This window comes from Mesotoga sp. B105.6.4 (genome assembly GCF_002896535.1).
Taxonomy (GTDB): Bacteria; Thermotogota; Thermotogae; order Petrotogales; family Kosmotogaceae; genus Mesotoga.
The window spans coordinates 25,828-45,977 of record NZ_JWIM01000005.1 but is presented as its reverse complement, the minus strand read 5'-3'; the positions used below and the strand labels follow the sequence as shown (position 1 = coordinate 45,977).

Sequence of the window (20,150 nt, the reverse complement as noted above, 5' to 3'; positions counted from 1 at the left end):
CAAAGGAGAAAGGCTTGGAAGAGAGAGTTCTCGTAGTCGATGTTGACTGTCTAGGAGAGCTGGCAACCCGTAACGGGTTGTTGGCTCTTCCTTTGGATGAAATTAGAGAACGCGTCAGGAGATTCGGAAGGTTCGTACCGCGTTCCGATGCAGAGCATGATGAATCAATGAGGCAAATAATACCTTATGCGGTCTTCAAGAATGGAAATGAACACCTCCTCATGAAGAGAACTAAGAAGCAAGGAGAGGCGCGTCTTCACGACATGTATTCGATAGGTGTCGGGGGTCACATCAATCCAGAAGACGGAGCGTATCCCTGGGAGGCATTTGAGAATGGCTTCGAACGGGAGATCCGAGAAGAAGTCTCGGTGGAAATTCACTCAATTGAATACTTGGGAATCTTGAATGACCTTCAGACGGCTGTAAGCAGGGTCCACATGGGTATTGTATACTTGGCAGAGGTGGATTTCAACGGATTTAACGAAGTAGAAAAGTTCACGGGTGAGATGGTCGACCTGGCAATGCTTTACAAATATAGGGAGAAGATGGAAACATGGTCTCAAATCGTTTTGGGATATCTTCTGTCTCGTTGAAATGTCCGGCAAAGATAAACCTGTATCTTGCAGTAGATAAGAGGAGAAGTGACGGATTTCATAACATAAGCTCCGTCTTCCAGACAATAGATTTATTTGATGAGCTGATCCTTACTCCAGGAGTCAGTGAGACTTACTTCAAATGCAATACCGACATTAGCTGGAATCAAGAGAACACTCTTCACAAAGCGCTTACTGAAGTTGAAAGGCAGACTGGGAGAAAGATCAAAATTGGAATGGAACTGAAGAAGAGGATTCCTCCAGGAGGAGGTTTGGGTGGAGGTAGTTCAGATGCCGCTTCTTTACTGAGATTCTTTGCTCAGATATTCGAAATCGAACCTGAAAGACTGATCGAAATGGCATCGATGGTCGGTAGCGATGTCCCTTTCTTTCTTAGAGGTGGAACAGCAATAGCTTCGGGAAGAGGCGAGATTCTTAGTTATCCTGGCGATGTAACGGGATATTCCGTTGATTTGAGCTTTCCGGAGGTTGAGGTCTTGACAGTACTGGCATACAGATTAATAGATGAACGGGATTTCTTTCCTGGAATTGATGAGAGAGGGGCCGAGCAATACTATAAAGCCCTGAAAGCTCGTGATAGCCTTGGGATAAAGAATCTTTCTCTAAATTCATTTCAGAATCCCATCTTCAGTTGCTTTGCGGAGATCAAAGAGCATTATTCTAAATCCTCGTCAGAGAAACCTAATGCAGTCGTAACGATGATGACAGGATCAGGATCAACCATCTTCTCACTTTTTCAAGGCAGAATTGGAAAGTACAGGTTCATTAGTTCAGAGGAGCTGAATAGAGTATGGTATTCGACGGGTTGACTCTTCAGAGAGTCTTAGCAGAGATCTCAACTGGTCTTGGAACGCAGCTTCGGCAGGTATATCAGATTGGAAAGACGGAATTCTTTCTTAAGCTGTCAAAGATGGGAATCGAGATTTCCGTAAACCCCTCTTCTCCATATGTAATTGCATCTGAAAGAGATCGGAACTCCCCGTCGCTAGAAACCCCTTTCAGCATCTTCTTGAGAAGACATTTGAACGGTTTCTTTGTCACAGGAATAGAGCAGAAGGAAATGGACAGAATACTGAGGCTAGACTTCGAAGGAAGGGATGCCTTTGGCGAAAGGACGAAGTACTCTATTGTAACTGAATTCATTGGCCCGGGCTCGAATATGATAGTGCTTGATGAAGAAGGCATGATAGAGCAAACATTCAAAGAGATGATTACTTCTAAGAGGTCTCTGGTTAGAGGACTTAAGTATTATTCTCCCGAAAGCCCCGGAAGGTGTTTGAGAGAACTGTCAGCTGAAGAAATTGTCTCCACTCTTCAAGAGTCTAATCAGATTCTTTCGAAGGCAATCAGCGTATCCTTTACTGGCCTCTCACGAGCAACAACTGAAAACATAGTCGGATATCTTCAGCTTGAAGACGTTCCTCCTCTTGCACTTGGAAAGGAAAGGCTCCGCGAGACTGCCGAATTCTTGAAGAGTCTGGTAGAGAACTCCAGTGACGACTTTCTTTTCACTCTTGAAGCCAAGAACGGAACTGAGCTTTCTCCAATCCCTCTTGATTTCAAGGGTCATTGTGAGAAGATTCCGGCATCCCTGGCGATCAGCAAGACTCTTGAATCGATAGGGGTTGAAACCGAGATTGACAGGAGAAAGTCAACGATTCTCAGAAAAATCGAGAGAGCTTCAAAGAGACTCTTCCTATTAGCCGAGAAGCTTGAGAAAGAGCTTGCAGAAGTGGAAAACTATGAAGAATTCAGAAGATACGGAGAGCTACTCGTCGCAAATCTTTACCGGTTGAAGGAAAGACAGTCAGAAGTGGAGCTTGATGACTGGGAAAGCTCTAGCAAGGTTAAAATATCGCTCGATAAGAGACTGACGCCATCGGAAAACGCGCAACTCTTTTTCAAGTACTTCAGCAAGTCACGGCGGAAAGAGTTTCAAGTGAAGAAACGGCTGAGAATACTTCGTGCTGAAAGCGATTACTTGGAGCAGCTGAAAGAGATGATCGTTCAGGCAGAAACAATTGACGATATTCAGGAATTCTCATCGGAATTGGAAGAAGCAGGAATAATTCACAAAGGCAAGAGCGAAAGAAAGAAGAAAAAGAAGGTTCAGAATTACGGACCGAGAGTCTTCGAAAGAGATGGAATGAAGTACCTCGTGGGAAGAAACAATCTTCAGAATGACGACATAACGAAAAACGCTTCCAGGAATGATCTGTGGTTTCATGCCCGAGGCATTCCCGGAGCCCATGTTATACTTAAAAGAGCGGGAAAAGAGATCACTTCAGATGCTCTCCATTACGGCTCTTTTCTTGCAGCAATGTATTCAAGAGGAAAGCAATCTGGGAAGGTGGAAGTAGTATATACCGAAGTTCAAAACATAAGAAAGCCCAAAGGAGCTAAGCCAGGGATGGTTCTATATAAAAAATCGGAAACAGTTACAGTAGATCTCACCAAAGAGGTGTTACCAAAAAAATGATAAAGCTTCCTCCATATATCTTTTTTCTAGGGGGTTTCCTAACTTACGCTTCGATTTTCTTTTCGAGTGCTTCCGTGTCGATGACGATGTCGGTTATCGGAATGACAATAAGCCTCTATATCTGGTATATTCTTGCCTGGAATCGCGATAGACACATAAAGAATATGAAAACAAAGGGCCTCGTTAGGCCGGAGCAAATTCTTGAGCTCAAAATCACAAGTAATTCCAGAGTCTGGGTAATTGTGTACTCCGCCAGCTATTTGACAATGAACTTGACGGGTCTTTATATCGTCAAGGCCATTGTTGAAAACATAGACATCAACCTCGATGTTCCCAGCATGGAAGAACTGATGACGCTGCTCGGCACTGGCTACGTTCTCTCCAGCTGGTTGTTCTTCTTGACAGGAATCGCTTCTCTGTTTCTTTATGGGAAGCTGATCACAATGCTGTACAACGACGAGATGAAGATACAGTCACTTGAGAGCAAACACAGGAACATCCCTGAGTTGATTGTCAAGCCACTGTCTATAGTTGTGATGGTAGTCTTCACGCTCGTAACCTACGGCCTGTTTAGCTGGTTCATGAGATACAGGTTGGCCGCTATACAAAGATTTCACAACCAGATCGAGAGGAAGCTTGACGAGCTAGATATTTCATTTAAGGGAAAGGCGATTCAGGAGCATCAGCAAGAGGAAATAGAGAGTCCAAAAACGAAAGACAAAGAAATCCTGGAGAAATACTCTTCCAGTCTTGCCACGACCGGCGAAAGCGAAAGAAGAAAAGAGATTATCGCTTCTCTATTCAGAGATCTGGGCGATCTGAAATCCGACCAGGCTTTATCTCTGCTCAATAATCTACTTTCGAGGCAGTTACTTACGGAAAATGAGTTCAACAGGCTCACAAGACTTTTAGTTTAGCAGGAGGAAGGAAATTGATCCGATTCAGAAGTGCAACCATAACTTTGATAATAATAAATGTCGTTGTATATCTTTTTGTTATGATCATGGGGCTTTTCAGGGGCCCAATGGGCGTCAGTTATCGCGACTTGATAACGATTTATGGTGGGGTGAGCAGGTTTGCTCTTTCAAATGGCCTCATTTACACCCCTCTGACCGCTCTCTTCCTTCATGGAAATCTGATGCACATTCTCTTCAACATGTGGGCTCTATTTCAGCTTGGACACATAGTTGAAGGAGTTTATGGTATGAAGTGGTACCTCATCTTCTACTTCATTACGGGAATTAGCGGGAGCCTGAGTGCTGCTGCGTTTTCTAATGCATTCACTATTGGCTCGAGCAGCGCTATCTTCGGACTCGTAGGTATCCTTTTCACTTTGGGACTTAAAGATGACACTCCTGTCGCGCTACGCTCGATAACCGGCTACTCCCTACTTCCTATCATATTGATCAACTTGTTTCTCGGCTTCAGTATTCCAGGGATAAGCAACGCAGCTCATATTGGTGGCCTTGTGGCCGGTGCGATAATCGGTTGGTTCGCAAAGCCTGCTTATGCTAGATTCGCCCGTACTAGAAAAGTCTTTACGAAAGTGAAGGAGAAGAGTCCCGAAGAGTTCTCCAGAGATATTCTTGTAAGGTATATTCCTGTTCTGAACGATCTCAAAAACGTGAAATCAGAAGAGAGAACGTTGAGAATCGTTCAGTTGAGAAGTGAGCTGAGCAGTCTGAAGGATCAGGAAGTAGCCTCAAAAGTTCTCTGGGAGCTCTACAGACGTGATCTACTTTCAGAAGAGGAGTTCGAACGCTTGAGAAGATTTCTTTGACATTACAATAAGAGCCCCTTTCGGGGCTCTTTCATTCTATGAAGTCGCCGTCGATATGCATCTCAGCATCCACAAAGTCTTCTACAAAGAGAACTCGGGGAGCGTCAATACCGTTGAAATTAGTAGCATACTCGGTTGTGTAAGCACCGGCATTGATGAAGTATACTATGTCTCCGTAACCAATGTTCTTCGGAAGATCGATTTCATGATAGATCGTATCCACGGAATCACACGTGGGACCTGCAAGATGGAAAGAAATCTTTGTATCATCGACCTTTCCTTCTGTCAACACCTCGTATCTGAAGCCTTCAATCGTTTCGGTAAGACCGTGAAATACACCGGCATCAATGTACGCCCACTCTTCTTCACCCTTTTTACTTCTAAGAATAACCTGGCTAACGAGAACAGCGGAATTTCCTACCATCGATCTTCCTGGTTCTATGAAGAGCTCGAGATTAGAAACTGAAGACATGTACTTGTCGAGTGCTTTGTTAATTATGTCGCCATATGACTTAACAGACTTGATTTCTCTAACATGCCTAACGGGCATCCCTCCACCAAGGTTGAGCATGCGAAGGTTTATATTCTTCGAGCGCAGAGTCTTGAATACTTCCGAGGCATCTCTTATGGCGTCGTCCCAGCTATTGACGTTGTAATTCTGAGAACCAACATGGAAGCTTACTCCGTAAGCGTCAAGTCCAAGCTGATCGGCGTATTCCATTATTGAAATGACATGGTTCACATCGGTTCCAAACTTTCTTGAGAGAGGCCAGTCGCAGTCGCCCCCGCTCGTAGCGATTCTTCCGTACACTTTGCTTCCGGGAGCGTGGGCGGCTATCTTCTCCACTTCCATTTCCGAGTCGACAGCATAGTAGTCTATTCCAACGGAATAAGCGTACGCAATATCCTCTACTTTCTTGATCGTATTTCCAAAACTCATTCTTTCTGGACCAATTCCAAGTGAGAGAAGTTTCTCAATCTCTCCGCGCGATGCTACGTCGAAATTACTGCCGAGGTCCCGAAGAGTCTCGATAATCCTGGGGTGTGAGTTCGCTTTAACCGCGTAAAACACCTGAACATTCCTAACATGGCTTACAATGTCGAAATAGTTGTTTCTAACGTAATCCATATCCATTATCAAGAATGGTGTCTTTACTTCTCTTGCGGCCTTTCTTACCTCAGGGGTAATGTGCACTACGGCATCCCTCCTATAAAATAATCAAGTTATTGTAGCATCGATACTATGAAGGAATGCCAAAGATAAAATGTCATTTATAGTTTAATAACGTTACAAAACCATATTGCCCAATAATAGGCGCTTTCAGCTTTCTATGAGGAGTCTGCAAGTTTTTTCTAGAAATTCCCGATCAAGATCATCGAAACTGTTTTGAAAATGACTGTCAATATCCAGTTCACCTATGACTCTTTCATCGACAATCAAGGGTAGTACGATCTCTGACTTGGTACGCGCGCTGCACGAAAGATAGTTGGTCTCCTGTGAAACATCTGGTATGAGAAATACACTCTTCGTCTCGGCCGCCTGGCCGCAAATTCCGCTACCGAAGCCTATCCTGACGTGTTCGGTGGGTTCGCCCACATACGGTCCCAGTATGAGGGAGTTATCTCCATCGGAAAGATAGAAGCCTGTCCAGTTATAGTAGTCTACATACTTGTCGAGAAGCTTCGAAACAATCGTCATCTTCTCATCGAAACCGCATCCCTTAGTGCTCATCTCTATGTACTTGAGTAAACGGTCAAATCTCTGTACCTTCTCCTCCATAGACATACTAATGCGAACGTTCATTTCGGAATACTCTATGAAGTCTTCCAATGCCCTCATGGCTACGGCAGAGAAGTCTTTTATGTTGCCTTCACTCCAGCAATGAAGAAGATCTATCATTACTACATTTCCCTTTGAAGTTGGAACGATAAGATGCTCTTGTTTTCCCAGAGCACCCAGAATGTGGATCACAAAGTCTTCCCTTTCCAGGTGAAGCTGTGACGATATCTTTCCAAGATTTTTAAGGACCCTCCCTTTCTCGATAGGACCATGACTTTCCCAATAATGAGAAAGTCTGTCTATCTCCCTTCTTTCCAGTTTCTCAATCTCTCCTGAGAGGGTTCTGTCATCTAGATTGTTCTTGAACATGTATTCTTCGAGTACCCTTGGATGCTTTTCTCTGTATGCAGCCCAGAAGTCTCCCCACTTTTCCTTCGGATAGCTTAGAATACTGAAATAGTCATAAGTGAAATCCCTGAAAATGCTCCTCATCTAGCTACTTTCCTCCTACGCCAAGCAATACATAAGCATCATAATTGGACGGGTAGAATCTGTTTTCAGAAAGCGAATCGATCAGGCCGTAGTAGTAGTCCAGTCCCCCAAAGCTTGAAGTAACCATTACTATAGGTCTATGATATACATGAGCCTTAGAGAATAGCTCCCTGATTTCCGTTGCTCTATTATTAATGAAGAGATATGTACCTCTCTTTTCAATCCCATTTATTTCTGGAACTAGACCCGTTGCATCTATCTTCACGCCTGCCTGAGCAGACCACTGAGCCTTTATTGTCTCGGCAAAATCTCCGAAACGAGTGCTGTAATCAGGAATGTTATTGACCACAAGAATTTTTGGTGAAGAGCTTGCACCCCTTGTAGGTTCTGGATCATCACTTCCCGGTCCTGTAGGTATTATCCGACCTTCTCCATCTATGTAGTAGTCTATCTGGGCAAAGCTGACAGACCTCGGTCCAGTGAAAAAGCCGACGGCGAAATCCGTGAGAGACTTCTTGTCGATGCTGATATCTGTCTTTTCGAGCAAGAAGTCAATCATCTCGACTATCTTTGAGGGTCCTGCGTTAACAAGGTTCTTCAAGAGCTGCTCCACCACCAGTCTCTGCCTCTCTATCCGGCCCAAATCCCCAGAATCCGCCTGCCTATAACGCAGAAACTTGAGCAAATCTTCACCCTCAAGAAAGTGTATTCCAGGTTCAAAGTGAATGTGGAGTCCCTGCTGAAAGTCATCGTGATGCATCAAGGAATTCACTTCAACTCTTATAGGACCGGTGAACCTTGTCAGTTCAGTCACAGTGCTGAAATCAACAACTACCCAACCGGTTATTTCTCTTTCTGTGAGTTCCTCGACTCCCTTGATAAGTGCCTCCATTCCGAATGAGTTGTATAGTGAATTGATCTTCCTTTTCTCTGATCCATAAGAAATAACTGTATCTCTCGGAATACTTTTCAAGAGAAGTTTTCCAGAGGATCCAAAGTAGACTATGGAAATATAGTCAGTTCTTCCGCCAACGGCAGCCTTTGAGTTACCTCCAGAATCTATGCCAACTATCAGCACTGTCTCTCCCACAAGGTCTCTTCCAGTCATAGAACCGTATGCATCCCTGAAAACCAGAAAAACTAGGAAGAAGAAGAGAAAGACCTGAAGAACCGAAATGGTTGCAAGGGTAAAGTGAACAGACTTCATCAGTTTGAGAGTGCTCTCTTCACACTGTCAAGAGAATCGGGCTTTAGATATAGACGGCTAACGGTTTCTCCTCCAACCCCTACAGAGATCTTCAAAGGAAACTGAGTTAGTGTTTCCAGCTGATACGCCATCCTTGAAGAGCTTCCAAGTCTGTCGAGAAGTACGGCAATCCCCCTAGATGTAAGAGTAGTGGAACCGTCGTTTTCCTTTACTGTTTCTGCAAGTCCATTTATCTTCCAGTAATCGAACAGCTTGAACCCTCTTAAGGCCATTGCATCAATTAACTGAACGGGATTCGAAGCATTCACACCTAATCCCGATGCGAGTTCACTTATCAGCTTAGGACTAAGATTCACGAAGTATGAGAAGTCACTGTTGGTGTTCAACCAACTATGCACCAATCTCATTGCCTCTGCGCCAAGTTGAGGATCAAGAACCTCTTTGGAGTTCTCGATCGTTGCAAATACCGGAAAAGTTACCACAGAAGTCCGGGCGCTCACAGTGGTTCTCAAATAGTAGTACACGTGTTCACTGCCCTCCTGCCAGTGGAAGAGATAGTCCACATAACTTGCCTTCATCTCATCGCTTCCGCTGACTGAGCTGATTGTGAAATACACATAACCGGCACCGGCAGCAACGATTACTAAGATAAGAATAATCAGCCACAACAACTTCGGACCACGTCGTTTCTTTGGCTTAATTAGAGACATGATTGGCACCTCCAAGTAATTCATTCCACGTCCACACAGTCTCAGGAAGCAAGAGACTGCCCGACTTTACGGCCCATGTTATTTTCAATCTTATCACGTCAACAAACGATTTTTCCAGATCTGCTTCGGCCGCCACACGAATCTGGAGGGCCTCGGGAAAGGATCTACTTTCCTCGCTAATATCGGCAATCATAAGTATCTTTCCAAGCACACACATACCGGGAATCCCGCTGACATGCCAGTACACTGCCTCAAACACGTCACCTTCCAGTCCGAACTCTTCATTTAGAAAACAGGCAGCAACCTTGCCATGAAGAAGAATTGGGAAGTTTCTCTCGATATCTGATGGCTCTATCCCGTATGAGACTGCCTTTCGCATAAGTTCATCTCCATCCGCATCTCGGAAGAGATCGTGCGACAAGGCTGCGAGTGCTGCCTTAAAAGGGTCTGAGTTATGTACAACGCTGAGTCTCTTTGCCAATCTCTCGACCCCCGAAATGTGTTCTAGTCTCTCAGGAGAGCAAGTCTCTTCTGCCTTCTCACGAACAACTTCAGTTAGAATATCGTACCCTATATTCAACCTCTACCTCCGCTACCTCGCCTGGATCGACCGATACCGTGTAAGTCCACATACCTGTTTCTTTTATGTAGTCGAAATCACAATCTTCGCAATTCAGGTGGAATTGTTCGGCGTTCTGACCAAGGTAGTCTTCAATTTCAACTGTTACAGTCTCCTCGGAAAGGTTCCTAACGTAATAAGTGTTCTTGTAATATCTATACTTTGAATCACCAAGCGTTGTCACAGTCGTCTTTCTACCCGAAACTTCTATTGATCTTGCTATGCTTTGAAGAACAACACTCTCTCCCTTTGCAATATTTCCAATTCCTGCAGAACCTAAGTATACAGATTCGCTCCAGACCTCCATGACGCCGGACGGAAGATCAATTGGAACTTCATTCAGATAAACGTCAATTTCAACTCCGGTGAAGTTACTTCCGCCTCTACTTGCTCTGAAGACTAGCCTCTTATCTCCAGAAAAGAGTTCGGAGAGAAACGCAATATAGTTGGTGCCACGTTTCAGAGGAACGGAAATCTCGTAAAGTCTCGTCTCAGCATCGGAAGTAGTAGGAGATACTGAGTAAGATTCATTTACCATCTTTGCCGCCATGTCCCTGGTTGCATAACCGTAACCTGGATTTGATGAGACCAGAGTCACGTTTTCATTGGTTTCCATTTCAAGATGCACTATCATAAGACCCGTTAGAGAGAAATCCTTAAGTGAGAGCGAGTACCTCGTGGTCCAGCTGTTGTTCCTAACTTGATACGCAAATGAAGAGTGACCGCTGAAGCTATCCTGGGAGTTCAACAGAAAACGGGCGTTTGGGCTGAACTCATCGGAGAAAACGGGATACCCTTTTGGATTCACGATGATTTCGCCATATGAATTTCTGAATACTGGAAGAGGCGAGACAACCTCAAGTCTCTCAACTCTACCGTCTTCATAAACAAACTTAACAGGTCTTCCCAGATTTCTTTCGTATAGCGATTCCACGCTGTCACCTGGAACAAAGTTGATCGTAGTAGACTCAGGCACCCCAAATACAGAGAAGGTTTCTGGTTGAACTTGGGCACCATAAGGAACCTCAATAACCGCTCTTCCTTTCTCAAAAGCTACCTCCCCGGTGAGAATCGAGAAACCATTGAAAATGTAGAGTTGCTCAGAAAATGCGACAAATGCTCCGATAATGAAAACAACTAGAATCAGAAACCTTTTCATACCCCACCTCCAGTTTTCACCAGATCTCTCCTTCCTCTCCATAGACTTCGACACCGTTCCAGATCATTCGCTGCCAAACAGACTGAAATAGAGAGTCCAGCTCGCTTCTTTTGCACGCAACCATGCTTACGGTAATCTCTGCTTCCAGCTTCGAATCGTGTTTTCCCGTCTCCACAACGGAAGCGTTGAAATTTCTTCGAAGGTCGCTAAGGATCGGCCTTATGATGGACCGTTTTTCCTTCAATGAACTTATTCCGTAAAGTCTCAATAGATAGGTCACATAACCTACGTGCATCTTGTCTCCTCCAAGTTCTCTCGAATCTATGACATCTGGCGCTTGACTGCCGTTCAAAAGAAAGCGGGGGATAACCCCCCCCCCCGCTTAGTCAATCTGAAAAGCATTACTTCTGCTGTTCTTCAAGCTCCCTCTGTCGTTCAAGAATGATTTTCTGCTGGACATCTGGTGGGGTCTCCTGATAAGAGTTGAATCTCATGGTGAAGTAGCCCCTTCCGCTAGTTATAGAGCTCAGCTTGTTAGCAAAATCAAGCATTTCCGCAAGTGGGACCTGAGCGACGACTTTCGAAGTGCCCTTCCCTTGAGGTTCCATGCCCATCGGTCTGCCTCTTCTAGAAGTTATCTCACCCATTATATCCCCTGTCGCTTCTTCGGGGACGAAGACATCGACATCCATCAAAGGTTCAAGAATTACCGGATTGGCTTCTCCCATACCATTCTTGAACGCCTGCCTGGCAGCTATCTGGAAAGACATATCTGAAGAATCTACATCGTGGTAAGAACCGTAGAAAAGCGTTACTTTTGCATCGACTACCGGATAAGAAGCCAGCACGCCCTTTTTCATTGCCTCAACGATACCTTTCTCAACTGCAGGGATATAGTTTTTCGGAACGACTCCGCCGACGATTTTATCAATGAACTCAAAACCGGCACCACGTTCATTAGGCTCAATTCTGATCTGAACGTGTCCGTATTGACCGTGACCACCGGTTTGCTTTTTGTGTTTATACTCAGCCTCAACGGTCTTTCTCACTGTCTCTCTGTAGGCGATTTTCGGCTTTCCTACTTCGACATCGACGGAGAAGAGTTTTTTCAGCCTCTCTATCATTATGTCTAGATGCACAGAACCCAGACCGCTGATAACCGTTTCATTGGTTTCGGGATCGTTTTCCCACTTGAACGTAGGGTCGGACTCTGCAAGTCTCGCGAGACCTCCGCTAATCTTATCGATGTCTCCTTTTGACTTGGGCTGAATCGATTTAGAAATCATTGGTTCAGGCATTTCCGGCAATTCGAGTTTCAGCTGTCTGTCCTTGTGAGCTACCGTATTACCTGCAGCGCTCTTCTTGAGCTTACTCAACTTGACGATATCCCCGACAGTAGCCTCATCTACCTCAATCTCCTTTGTACCCTCGGGAAGCATAACATGTCCGACTTTCTCCAAGGATTCTTGATCAACCACGATGAAAGTGTCTCCTTGTTTGAGTGTCCCTGAAAGTATCTTCATGAAAGTCAGCTTTCCAACGAAGGGATCGACGACTGACTTGAAAATGTAAGCCACAAGCGGCTCTTCTTCGGTAGCGTTGACTTCTATCTTCTCTCCGGAAAGAAGTGTGGCTGCCTTCGGCGATGTCTCTGATGGCTTCTTTCCAACTTCGATCACAAAATCGAGTAGCTGCGAAATTCCGATATTCTTTGCCGCCGAACCAAGAAGAACCGGAATCACTTCATTTCCAAGATAGGCCTTTTTGAAAGCCGAGGTAAGCTCATCTGTCGAGAGGGGTTCTCCCTCTAGATACTTCATCATCAGCTCCTCATCGTTCTGAACGATGTCCTCGATCATTTTTGTTCTAGCCTCTTCGGCAGCTGATTTGAGATCTGCCGGGATATCTTCTTCTTTGAATACGCCACCATCTTCGAAAATGAACGCCTTCATTTTCACTAGATCAATCAGACCTCTGAAACCAGCTTCACTGCCTATTGGAAGCTGCACAAGAACCGGTGTTCTCTCAAAGGTGTCTCCTAGATCGGCGAGTGTATCTGCGAAACCGGACCTCTCTTTGTCCAGCATGTTGAAGAATGCAATTATCCCTTTTCCATGCTCTTTGGCGACCGAACCAAACCTTTCGGTTTGTATCTCAATCCCGGCAGTAGAATTTATTACCACCACGATGTTCTCTGACACTAAGATTCCGTTTGCAGTCTCAGCATAGAAGTCCGACATACCGGGAGTATCGATGACGTATATCCTGCTATCGTTGTGGCGAACACTTGTTACCCCCATTGAGAAACTTGCTTTCTTCTCTCTTTCAACTTCTTCAGAATCGGTTGCAAGGATGCCTATACGATCAATCAACTTAGCGTTATAAAGCATCGCATCAACAATTTGAGTTTTTCCAGACCCGTGGTGCCCAATTAGTGTAATATCTCTCTTGGCATCGACAGTAATCTTGTCCATATCTGACCACCTCCAAATCTATTTCAGTCTACTTTCGCGATCCAGTTATAATTACTGGAAGAGAAGGCACTCCCGAGGACGGCGAATTGATTATTTTACCATTGACAGATAGTATCGATGACTTCCCTCCATCAAGACACATGAGGGATTCAAATCCCTTGTCTTTGAAGAATTCTATCATCTCTTTGAAGGTTAAGCCATAGCTAGTCTGCTGGTAGCCATCAATTACGATGAAAACAACTTCTCCGGTTTCTTTAACTCCAACAAGCGTTCTTGGAGCTCTAACATCCAGTAGAGATGCTGAATAGTAGTTTCGCTCGTAACTGGTTACAGGCTCGCCTCCATGTATTATCATCGGACCTCCTTCAACAGCTCCTGTTACCTTCTTCCCATATGAATTCAACAACTCAAATGAAACAAATTCTCCAACTGAAGCCTTATTCCCTATCTTCTGTACGGAAGATGGCGAAAGAACCAACACATCTGAACCCTTCTCCACACGGGATACGAAACCCTTTTTGGTAACCATGCCATCCCTTATTACAAGATAGGTGAAGTCATCAAAATCAGGGATACTGTTTCGATACTCATCTGTGTACAAGACGGCTTCTCCTCTATACGGAGAGTTAACTCCCGTGATTTGAAGAAAACGGTCTCCAAACTTGGCCGTGTAGAATACATCCATTCTTGAAACATATACTTCACCACCTTCAGTGAAGTAAATCGCCGGTCTTCCGAGAGTTGGAAGGCCTAGCACTTTGCCATCCCGAACAAGGAGACCTATTGGTAGATTATGGTTCTGATCAAAGTATCCGCCATTAATCATTATCTCTGCACCGCTTCTTTTCAGAGTATCCGTTGCCTTCTCAAGACCTGCAATTTCATTGTTAGCGAGTTCAACTCCAAAAGAGAACTTCGAGCCGTCTATTTCGAGATAAGACATTGTGAACTTCTGGCCGCCCGAGTAAGACTCGAATACGTTTAGGTCGAAATCTAAGCTGGCCTCCTGTTGTATTGTTCTTCCCATACCACTTTTACCTCTTATAATCAGCGTCATTCCTTTGATCTCATACTCAACGTCCGACCACGGTTTCTCAGCAGAGATTTTCACAAATCCCCTCCCGGTCGTCACAGATATCCCTTCGTATGAAAGAAATGGATCTACTTTCGCGGGCTTCAGAGTGAGGGCAAGTGATCCGCTTCCGGTCCACCAAATTGTGAAAAAGTCCGGGAGAACATCTCTATCAAGGGTCACATAGATCGCTTCCTGTGTGTTTTGAATACCCTTCACAGTTACCGGCTGAGAATAGAGGATCAGCGCCTCTGCTTCGCTGAAGAAAGATTTGTCTGTAATAGCTGCAAGCAACTCTGCGTTGACTAGAACCTTGCTATCTCTGATAATCAGTGAGTTCTCAAATTCGCTTCCAAACTCCACGGTTGCTCTTTTTGTCTCATGTGAAAGTGAGACGATAATCCCTGACGGAAGAATCATTATCGTCTCTTCTTGGCGAAGAGACTGAGAAACAACTATCCCCCTTATCAACTCACCAATTATGTCCAGTTTTACAAAATCCATTGAACGCTCAACAACTACCGCATCGGTGAAGACCCTTGTCTGTCCTCTATCGTCAAGGTAGATCAGATTCTTTGCTGAAGTTACCAATGAAACTAGCAGGAAACAAATGAACAGGATACGTCTCATTGAATGCACTCCCTACAGTACCTCGTAGACTATCGGAGGAGCCTGCACTCTCTCCTCCGAAACACAAAAACAATCGCGAATTGCTACAGTTTCCCTCTCAAACCTATCCCTTTGATTAGCATAGACTATGGCGATCGTTTCCCCCTTCTCAACTCTGTCTCCAATCTTCTTAAGAACTCTCATACCCACAGCCGGGTCTATTCTATCTTCCTTTCGTTCTCTCCCTGCGCCAAGCCTCATGCAGATCAATCCAATTGATTCGGCATCAACCGATTTCACATATCCGCTCACCTGAGATCTCACCTCTTCGATGATGGCGGCCCTGTCAAAACAACTCTCATAGTTCTCCGAGAAATCCTTTGGTCCTCCTTGAGCATCGACGAATTCGTTGAACTTTTCGATGGCTTCACCAGAGTCGATCATGCGATCAACGATTACTTGTGCATCATCTTCGTCTGCAACACCGCCAACTACCAACATCTGGCTTGCAATCACTCTGCAAAGCGAGCTGAAATCATTTGGACCTTTCCCTTTAAGAGTTTCTATTGCTTCCACTACCTCAAGCGAGTTTCCTACAGCGATTCCCAGTGGCTGGTTCATATCGCTTATTACAGCCTTCGTGGTTCTTCCCTTTCTTTTTCCAATGTCTATCATCGCCAACGCAAGTTCTTTAGCCTCTTCAAGGTCTTTCATGAAGGCGCCCGAACCGATCTTGACGTCAAGAAGAATTCCATCGGAATCGATAGCTAGTTTCTTGCTCATTATGCTTGAGGCGATTAGTGAAATCTCATCAACTGTGGCCGTAACGTCTCGCAAAGCGTAGAGCTTCTTGTCAGCGATGGCTACCTGTGCGGTTTGACCTGCAAGAGCAATTCCTATTCGTTCTGATTGCTGCTTGAATTCATCAATATCAAGTGAAGTCTTGAAGCCCGGAATCGATTCCAGTTTGTCGATCGTTCCTCCTGTGTGACCCAAACCTCTTCCCGACAGCTTTGCGAAAACCAGTCCTGCTGCCGCAACGATCGGTCCAACTACCAGAGTCACTTTGTCGCCCACTCCTCCGGTAGAGTGTTTGTCGACTTTTATGCCACTAATGGACGAAAGATCGATCTTTTCTCCTGAGTCAGTCATGATCTCTGTCAGACAAAGTCTTTCTTCTGCATCAAGATGATTGAAATACACGGCCATTAACCACGCCGCCATCTGATAGTCTGGAACATAGCCATCTACAAAACCCCGTATCAGCGATCGTAGTTCATCTCTAGTGTTGGAATAGCCGTTTCTCTTCTTGATGATTATGTCGTAAGTTCTCATTTAAACACCTTCTTCAGTGGTAACTTAACTTTCAGAATCGTTCCTGTACCATACTCGCTCTCAAGGGAAATAACTCCGCCGTGTTTTTCGACTATAAAGCGTGTAATAGCCAACCCAAGACCTGTACCACCCATCTTTCTTGATCGAGCCTTATCAACCCTGTAAAACCTTTCAAATATGTGCTTCAGAGAGTCTTCAGGTATTCCAACACCAGTGTCTTCAACTTCAATCATTGCATGGTTATTTTGAGCATAAGATCTTAGCCATATCTCTCTAGGCCCGTGCTCCTTAGCGGAGGTGTACTTAACGGCATTATCGATCAGGTTCAGAAGAAGTTGAACAAGTCTATCAAAATCTCCTTCTACAAAAATCCCTTCTTCTACGTCAACATTTACTATAACACCCTTCTCACCTGCAAGAGGATCGACAATTCGAATAACATATTTGACGACTTCTCCGAGCTCTACGTCCTCCTTGCTGAAGGAGGCTTCGCCCGATTCGAGTTTCTCAAGGTCAAGCAAATCGTTTATCAATCTTGTCATTCTTGCCGATTCGTTTTCGATTATTGAAAGAAATCTGTAAACTGTATCTTTGTCCTCAAGATCATCTTCTGCAAGCGTTTCAGCATATCCATGAATAGATGTTAGCGGGGTTCTAAGCTCATGAGAGACATTGGCAACGAAATCCCTTCTCATCGCCTCAACTTCCTTCTCCTTGGTAATATCCCTAAGAAGGATGAGATATCTCACATCGTTCTTCAGGGAGACTCTCATAATCTTACACTCTCTTATCGTTCTCTTCGGGTAGTAGATCGTTATCTCAGATTCCTGATTCTCTCTAGTTCTTACCGAATCTTCAAACAAATCGCCAATGTAATAATTGTCTATCGCTTCACTTATCTTCCTTCCAATTAGCTTCTTGCTCGAAAGCTCTTGCGCGGCTTTATTAGCGTAATCAATCCTTCCATCCTCTGATACTATCAAGAAGGCATCACTCAGATTATCAAAAATCGTCACAAGATCTTCGATTCTTGCATTTAAAGAAGTTACTTCCTCTTTAATGCTCGAAACAAGCTGCTGAACCTTCTTATAAATGAAAATAAACTCGGCGCTTCTCGGAACTTCTACAAGATCCGCAAAGCGCCTTTTGGCGGCTTCTAATCTCTTGTTTTTCTGTCTTTCATGTCTGAACAGAATCAAGAAGAGAAAAGCTATCACCGCAACAGTAGCGAGGACAGCATAGAACAACGGATCAATCTTCCTTTCCAGGATCTCTGAACTTGTAACCTTTACCCCTAACGGTGATTATGTACTTTGGATTAGAGGCATCTTCTTCGATCTTAGTTCTTAGCCGTCTAATATGGACATCAACTGTTCTTGTGTCACCGTAGTAATCATATCCCCACAGCTTGTCCAAGAGAACGTCTCTACTGAAGACTTTGCCCTCATTTTCTGCCAGGAATCTTAGAAGTTCAAATTCCAGAGGAGTAAGGCTGACCATTCGGTTTTTTACCCTTACTTCGTATTTCTCGGTATCGATCTCTAGGTCTCTCGCAAGTATCTTCTTTGGCCTTTCTTCTTTTGCCTGTGCGCTCTGTTGAATCCTTCTGAAAACCGCTCTTATTCTAGCCAGAACTTCTCGCACGCTGAAAGGCTTGGTAATATAGTCGTCTGCTCCGAGCTCGAGTCCCAATACCTTGTCGAATTCTTCACTCTTAGCACTCAAGAATATAACAGGTGTCTGTCTGAACTTTTCGGTTGCTCTCAGGTTTCTGACCAGTTCGAACCCATCCATTCCTGGAAGCATAATATCAACGATGAACATATCAGTTTCATTGTCCTCGGCGATCTTAAGCGCTTCTTCAGCATCATATGCTTTCAGGACGTCATAGCCCTCCTTTTTCAAGTTAAAAGTAAGGAGTTCCACGATCGAAGGCTCATCGTCAACAACCAGAATACTCTTCTTTGCCATGCTTCTTCCACTCCTTCCGTTTCGAATTCACTTCCTCTGCATATTTTTTCAGAATAGGTGTTGGATCAACTCCACGCTCCACGTGTGCCAATAGCTCCCGGGAATGACTCTTATCGATATTCGCAAGGGCAAACTGAACTTGAGATTCCTTCAAACTCTCGAAGTCAAGCTTTACGCCCTCAACCAACAACTCCGATCTGATCTCCTTCTCGTACTTTCTCAGTCCGCTTAGAGACTCCATCGGCATCTCTTCAAATGGAGTACCCGGTTTCGGAATCAAAGGGTTCAAACTAAGAACCACACTTGTATAACCCATGCTTGAAGCCTGTAACGCCATCTCGGCTATCTCTTGTCTATCCTCACGCCTTTCAAAGACGGCTCCATAGATGTAGTACATCTTCACTCTACGGAAACCGTGCTTTCTGCCTAGCTCCAAAGCGCTGAGGATATCTCCTCTGCTTATTCCTTTAGCAAAGGCATCTCTCATTCTCTGGCTTCCACCTTCTGGGGCAATAGTGAAAATACTCTGATTGGACAATCTGAGTGACTTCATTAGAGTATCCGAAACGGAATCGAGCCTAAGAGAAGAAACTGATAATTCGTACCCTTTCTCAATACAGTGTTCGGCTACTTCATCGATGCCCGGATAGTCCGTAACGGTTGCTGCCACAAGTCCAAATCTATTCGTGAAGTCAGCTACAGAATCCATCAGGTCAAATACCTCATCAGACTTTCTGAATCTTGGTCTTCCGTATCTGTGACCAGCCACACAAAACCTGCACTTTCTAAAGCATCCTCTGCCTACCTCAATTAGGTACCGGTCTCCAAATACTGAATCGGGACTGATAAATACACTCTCACCAAGAACATCAGAAAAGAAAGGAGTCACATGTTCCGTCTCTAGAGAAGCAATTATCTCCTTTCTGTGCATCCAGTGGTCAACGGCGGATAGACCATCAAGGAACTCCTCACTTAAGTCTCCCCTGTGAACCACATCGGCAACTTCTGTGAGGAGGTTATCATTGAAGTAAGTCATGGCTCCACCAGCAATGATCACCGGGTGAAACTCATTTCTCTCCTCTTTTCTAAGTGGAACAGAGAACTTATTAAGAATGTCAAAGACGTTCATTAAATCAAGCTCAAAGTGAACAGAAAAAGCCCAAATCTTGAACTCGTCTAAGGGCGTGAGTGAATCAAAAGAATAGTACTTCAGGAACTCCTTATTGTAAAAGAACCTCTCTGCCCTCACGCTTCCTAATTCGTTAAGCTTTCTCAGCAAAACGTGCGTAGACAGACTTGCACTTCCTACTTCGTACGAATTTGGGTAAATAAGCGCTACCCTAACATCGCCAAATCCACTTACTTCCCTAACAAACCGCTCTCTGAATTTAAAACTCGAGACTTGCTCGTACTCACTCCAGCTTCTTTTGTCTCTCGGTTTACGCACTAAAAACTCTCCTGAGAAAATCAGCAGATATGAATTTACGCGAAAACTCGAAAGAACCAGCTTCAGAACCACGCTGAGTAACTGACCCCGAAAAGCAGACTTCAGCATTGTCGGAGACAGATTCGATCTTTATGTTGACAACCATCTCTCTTTCCATCAATATCGGAGAATGATGCCTGACAAAGGTCTCGGAAACCACTGAAATCAACGATTCTGACTCAAAATCGGAGATCAGTGAATGGCCACAGTTATGGATAATCTTCATCAAACCACTAGTCGACAGCAGGTTCAATAGTTCAAAGTCATACCGTTCCGACCACCTAAGCGAAACATCCGATGGAGTAACTGCTAGCGTGAAAGTCTTACCTTGTAGCGACTTCAGCCGCTCGAAATCCAACATTT

At 44.5% G+C, this 20,150-nt stretch carries 19 protein-coding genes; 5 read left to right on the top strand and 14 right to left on the bottom strand.

What is annotated here, in order from left to right; translation table 11 throughout:
• Positions 1 to 14: 14 nt before the first annotated feature.
• Genes RJ60_RS01690 through RJ60_RS01670 form a run of 5 tightly spaced genes read left to right on the top strand, consistent with a single transcriptional unit; the run spans position 15 to position 4,873 of the window.
• Positions 15 to 593 carry an NUDIX domain-containing protein gene (locus RJ60_RS01690; protein WP_099830684.1) on the top strand — a complete coding sequence of 193 codons (579 nt, stop codon included), beginning with the start codon at positions 15 to 17 and terminating at the stop codon, positions 591 to 593.
• Entirely contained in the window at positions 554 to 1,423 is an 870-nt protein-coding gene (gene ispE, locus RJ60_RS01685) for a 4-(cytidine 5'-diphospho)-2-C-methyl-D-erythritol kinase (protein ID WP_099830683.1), read from the top strand. The genes RJ60_RS01690 and ispE overlap by 40 nt, the downstream gene beginning before the upstream one ends.
• Positions 1,405 to 3,093 carry an NFACT family protein gene (locus RJ60_RS01680; RefSeq protein WP_099830682.1) on the top strand — a complete coding sequence of 563 codons (1,689 nt, stop codon included), beginning with the start codon at positions 1,405 to 1,407 and terminating at the stop codon, positions 3,091 to 3,093. Before ispE ends, RJ60_RS01680 begins: the two co-directional genes overlap by 19 nt.
• Positions 3,090 to 4,010, top strand: coding sequence for a hypothetical protein (locus RJ60_RS01675; RefSeq protein ID WP_099830681.1), 921 nt, complete (start codon positions 3,090 to 3,092; stop codon positions 4,008 to 4,010). Before RJ60_RS01680 ends, RJ60_RS01675 begins: the two co-directional genes overlap by 4 nt.
• A 14-nt stretch (positions 4,011 to 4,024) precedes the next feature.
• On the top strand, positions 4,025 to 4,873 hold the full coding sequence (locus RJ60_RS01670) for a rhomboid family intramembrane serine protease (RefSeq protein ID WP_099830680.1): 849 nt from the start codon (positions 4,025 to 4,027) through the stop codon (positions 4,871 to 4,873).
• Between the two features lie 31 nt (positions 4,874 to 4,904).
• On the opposite strand, the gene RJ60_RS01665 is transcribed toward RJ60_RS01670, so the two are convergent.
• From RJ60_RS01665 to RJ60_RS01600, 14 genes are all read right to left on the bottom strand, one after another.
• Entirely contained in the window at positions 4,905 to 6,068 is a 1,164-nt protein-coding gene (locus RJ60_RS01665; protein WP_099830679.1) for a type III PLP-dependent enzyme, read from the bottom strand.
• Positions 6,069 to 6,194: 126 nt separating this feature from the next.
• On the bottom strand, positions 6,195 to 7,145 hold the full coding sequence (locus RJ60_RS01660) for a GAF domain-containing protein (RefSeq protein ID WP_099830678.1): 951 nt from the start codon (positions 7,143 to 7,145) through the stop codon (positions 6,195 to 6,197).
• A 4-nt stretch (positions 7,146 to 7,149) separates the two neighbouring features.
• On the bottom strand, positions 7,150 to 8,352 hold the full coding sequence (locus RJ60_RS01655; protein WP_099830677.1) for an LCP family protein: 1,203 nt from the start codon (positions 8,350 to 8,352) through the stop codon (positions 7,150 to 7,152).
• Complete coding sequence (locus RJ60_RS01650; protein WP_243392416.1) at positions 8,352 to 9,062, bottom strand: hypothetical protein; 711 nt, start codon at positions 9,060 to 9,062, stop codon at positions 8,352 to 8,354. The genes RJ60_RS01655 and RJ60_RS01650 overlap by 1 nt, the downstream gene beginning before the upstream one ends.
• The gene (gene yqeK / locus RJ60_RS01645; protein WP_099830675.1) at positions 9,049 to 9,642 is read right to left on the bottom strand and encodes a bis(5'-nucleosyl)-tetraphosphatase (symmetrical) YqeK; all 594 of its coding nucleotides are present in this window, start codon (positions 9,640 to 9,642) and stop codon (positions 9,049 to 9,051) included. The genes RJ60_RS01650 and yqeK overlap by 14 nt, the downstream gene beginning before the upstream one ends.
• Positions 9,614 to 10,840, bottom strand: a complete 1,227-nt coding sequence (locus RJ60_RS01640) for a hypothetical protein (protein ID WP_099830674.1) — start codon at positions 10,838 to 10,840, stop codon at positions 9,614 to 9,616. The genes yqeK and RJ60_RS01640 overlap by 29 nt, the downstream gene beginning before the upstream one ends.
• A gap of 16 nt (positions 10,841 to 10,856) precedes the next feature.
• The gene (locus RJ60_RS01635; protein WP_099830699.1) at positions 10,857 to 11,135 is read right to left on the bottom strand and encodes a DUF503 domain-containing protein; all 279 of its coding nucleotides are present in this window, start codon (positions 11,133 to 11,135) and stop codon (positions 10,857 to 10,859) included.
• A gap of 106 nt (positions 11,136 to 11,241) precedes the next feature.
• Positions 11,242 to 13,314, bottom strand: a complete 2,073-nt coding sequence (gene fusA, locus RJ60_RS01630; RefSeq protein ID WP_103133932.1) for an elongation factor G — start codon at positions 13,312 to 13,314, stop codon at positions 11,242 to 11,244.
• Between the two features lie 28 nt (positions 13,315 to 13,342).
• Entirely contained in the window at positions 13,343 to 15,016 is a 1,674-nt protein-coding gene (locus RJ60_RS01625) for a phosphodiester glycosidase family protein (protein WP_103133931.1), read from the bottom strand.
• Between the two features lie 12 nt (positions 15,017 to 15,028).
• Positions 15,029 to 16,330 (bottom strand): thymidine phosphorylase, encoded by a 1,302-nt coding sequence (locus RJ60_RS01620; protein WP_099830671.1) that lies wholly within the window; start codon positions 16,328 to 16,330, stop codon positions 15,029 to 15,031.
• Entirely contained in the window at positions 16,327 to 17,577 is a 1,251-nt protein-coding gene (locus RJ60_RS01615; protein WP_099830670.1) for a cell wall metabolism sensor histidine kinase WalK, read from the bottom strand. Before RJ60_RS01615 ends, RJ60_RS01620 begins: the two co-directional genes overlap by 4 nt.
• Before the next feature lie 4 nt (positions 17,578 to 17,581).
• Positions 17,582 to 18,301 carry a response regulator transcription factor gene (locus RJ60_RS01610; RefSeq protein WP_103133930.1) on the bottom strand — a complete coding sequence of 240 codons (720 nt, stop codon included), beginning with the start codon at positions 18,299 to 18,301 and terminating at the stop codon, positions 17,582 to 17,584.
• Positions 18,273 to 19,748, bottom strand: coding sequence for a radical SAM protein (locus RJ60_RS01605; RefSeq protein ID WP_103133929.1), 1,476 nt, complete (start codon positions 19,746 to 19,748; stop codon positions 18,273 to 18,275). The genes RJ60_RS01610 and RJ60_RS01605 overlap by 29 nt, the downstream gene beginning before the upstream one ends.
• Positions 19,741 to 20,148: a hypothetical protein gene (locus RJ60_RS01600; protein WP_103133928.1), complete on the bottom strand. Its 408-nt coding sequence runs from the start codon at positions 20,146 to 20,148 to the stop codon at positions 19,741 to 19,743. The genes RJ60_RS01605 and RJ60_RS01600 overlap by 8 nt, the downstream gene beginning before the upstream one ends.
• Positions 20,149 to 20,150: the final 2 nt, after the last annotated feature.

Coding starts and splice junctions, on each gene's coding strand:
- RJ60_RS01655 (WP_099830677.1), bottom strand. CDS start 8,352: ATGAAGTCTGTTCACTTTACCCTTGCAACCATTTCGGTTCTTCAGGTC.
- RJ60_RS01640 (WP_099830674.1), bottom strand. CDS start 10,840: ATGAAAAGGTTTCTGATTCTAGTTGTTTTCATTATCGGAGCATTTGTC.
- RJ60_RS01675 (WP_099830681.1), top strand. CDS start 3,090: ATGATAAAGCTTCCTCCATATATCTTTTTTCTAGGGGGTTTCCTAACT.
- RJ60_RS01610 (WP_103133930.1), bottom strand. CDS start 18,301: ATGGCAAAGAAGAGTATTCTGGTTGTTGACGATGAGCCTTCGATCGTG.
- RJ60_RS01650 (WP_243392416.1), bottom strand. CDS start 9,062: ATGTCTCTAATTAAGCCAAAGAAACGACGTGGTCCGAAGTTGTTGTGG.
- RJ60_RS01620 (WP_099830671.1), bottom strand. CDS start 16,330: ATGAGAACTTACGACATAATCATCAAGAAGAGAAACGGCTATTCCAAC.
- RJ60_RS01600 (WP_103133928.1), bottom strand. CDS start 20,148: ATGTTGGATTTCGAGCGGCTGAAGTCGCTACAAGGTAAGACTTTCACG.
- RJ60_RS01660 (WP_099830678.1), bottom strand. CDS start 7,145: ATGAGGAGCATTTTCAGGGATTTCACTTATGACTATTTCAGTATTCTA.
- RJ60_RS01680 (WP_099830682.1), top strand. CDS start 1,405: ATGGTATTCGACGGGTTGACTCTTCAGAGAGTCTTAGCAGAGATCTCA.
- RJ60_RS01635 (WP_099830699.1), bottom strand. CDS start 11,135: ATGCACGTAGGTTATGTGACCTATCTATTGAGACTTTACGGAATAAGT.
- RJ60_RS01625 (WP_103133931.1), bottom strand. CDS start 15,016: ATGAGACGTATCCTGTTCATTTGTTTCCTGCTAGTTTCATTGGTAACT.
- ispE (WP_099830683.1), top strand. CDS start 554: ATGGTCTCAAATCGTTTTGGGATATCTTCTGTCTCGTTGAAATGTCCG.
- fusA (WP_103133932.1), bottom strand. CDS start 13,314: ATGGACAAGATTACTGTCGATGCCAAGAGAGATATTACACTAATTGGG.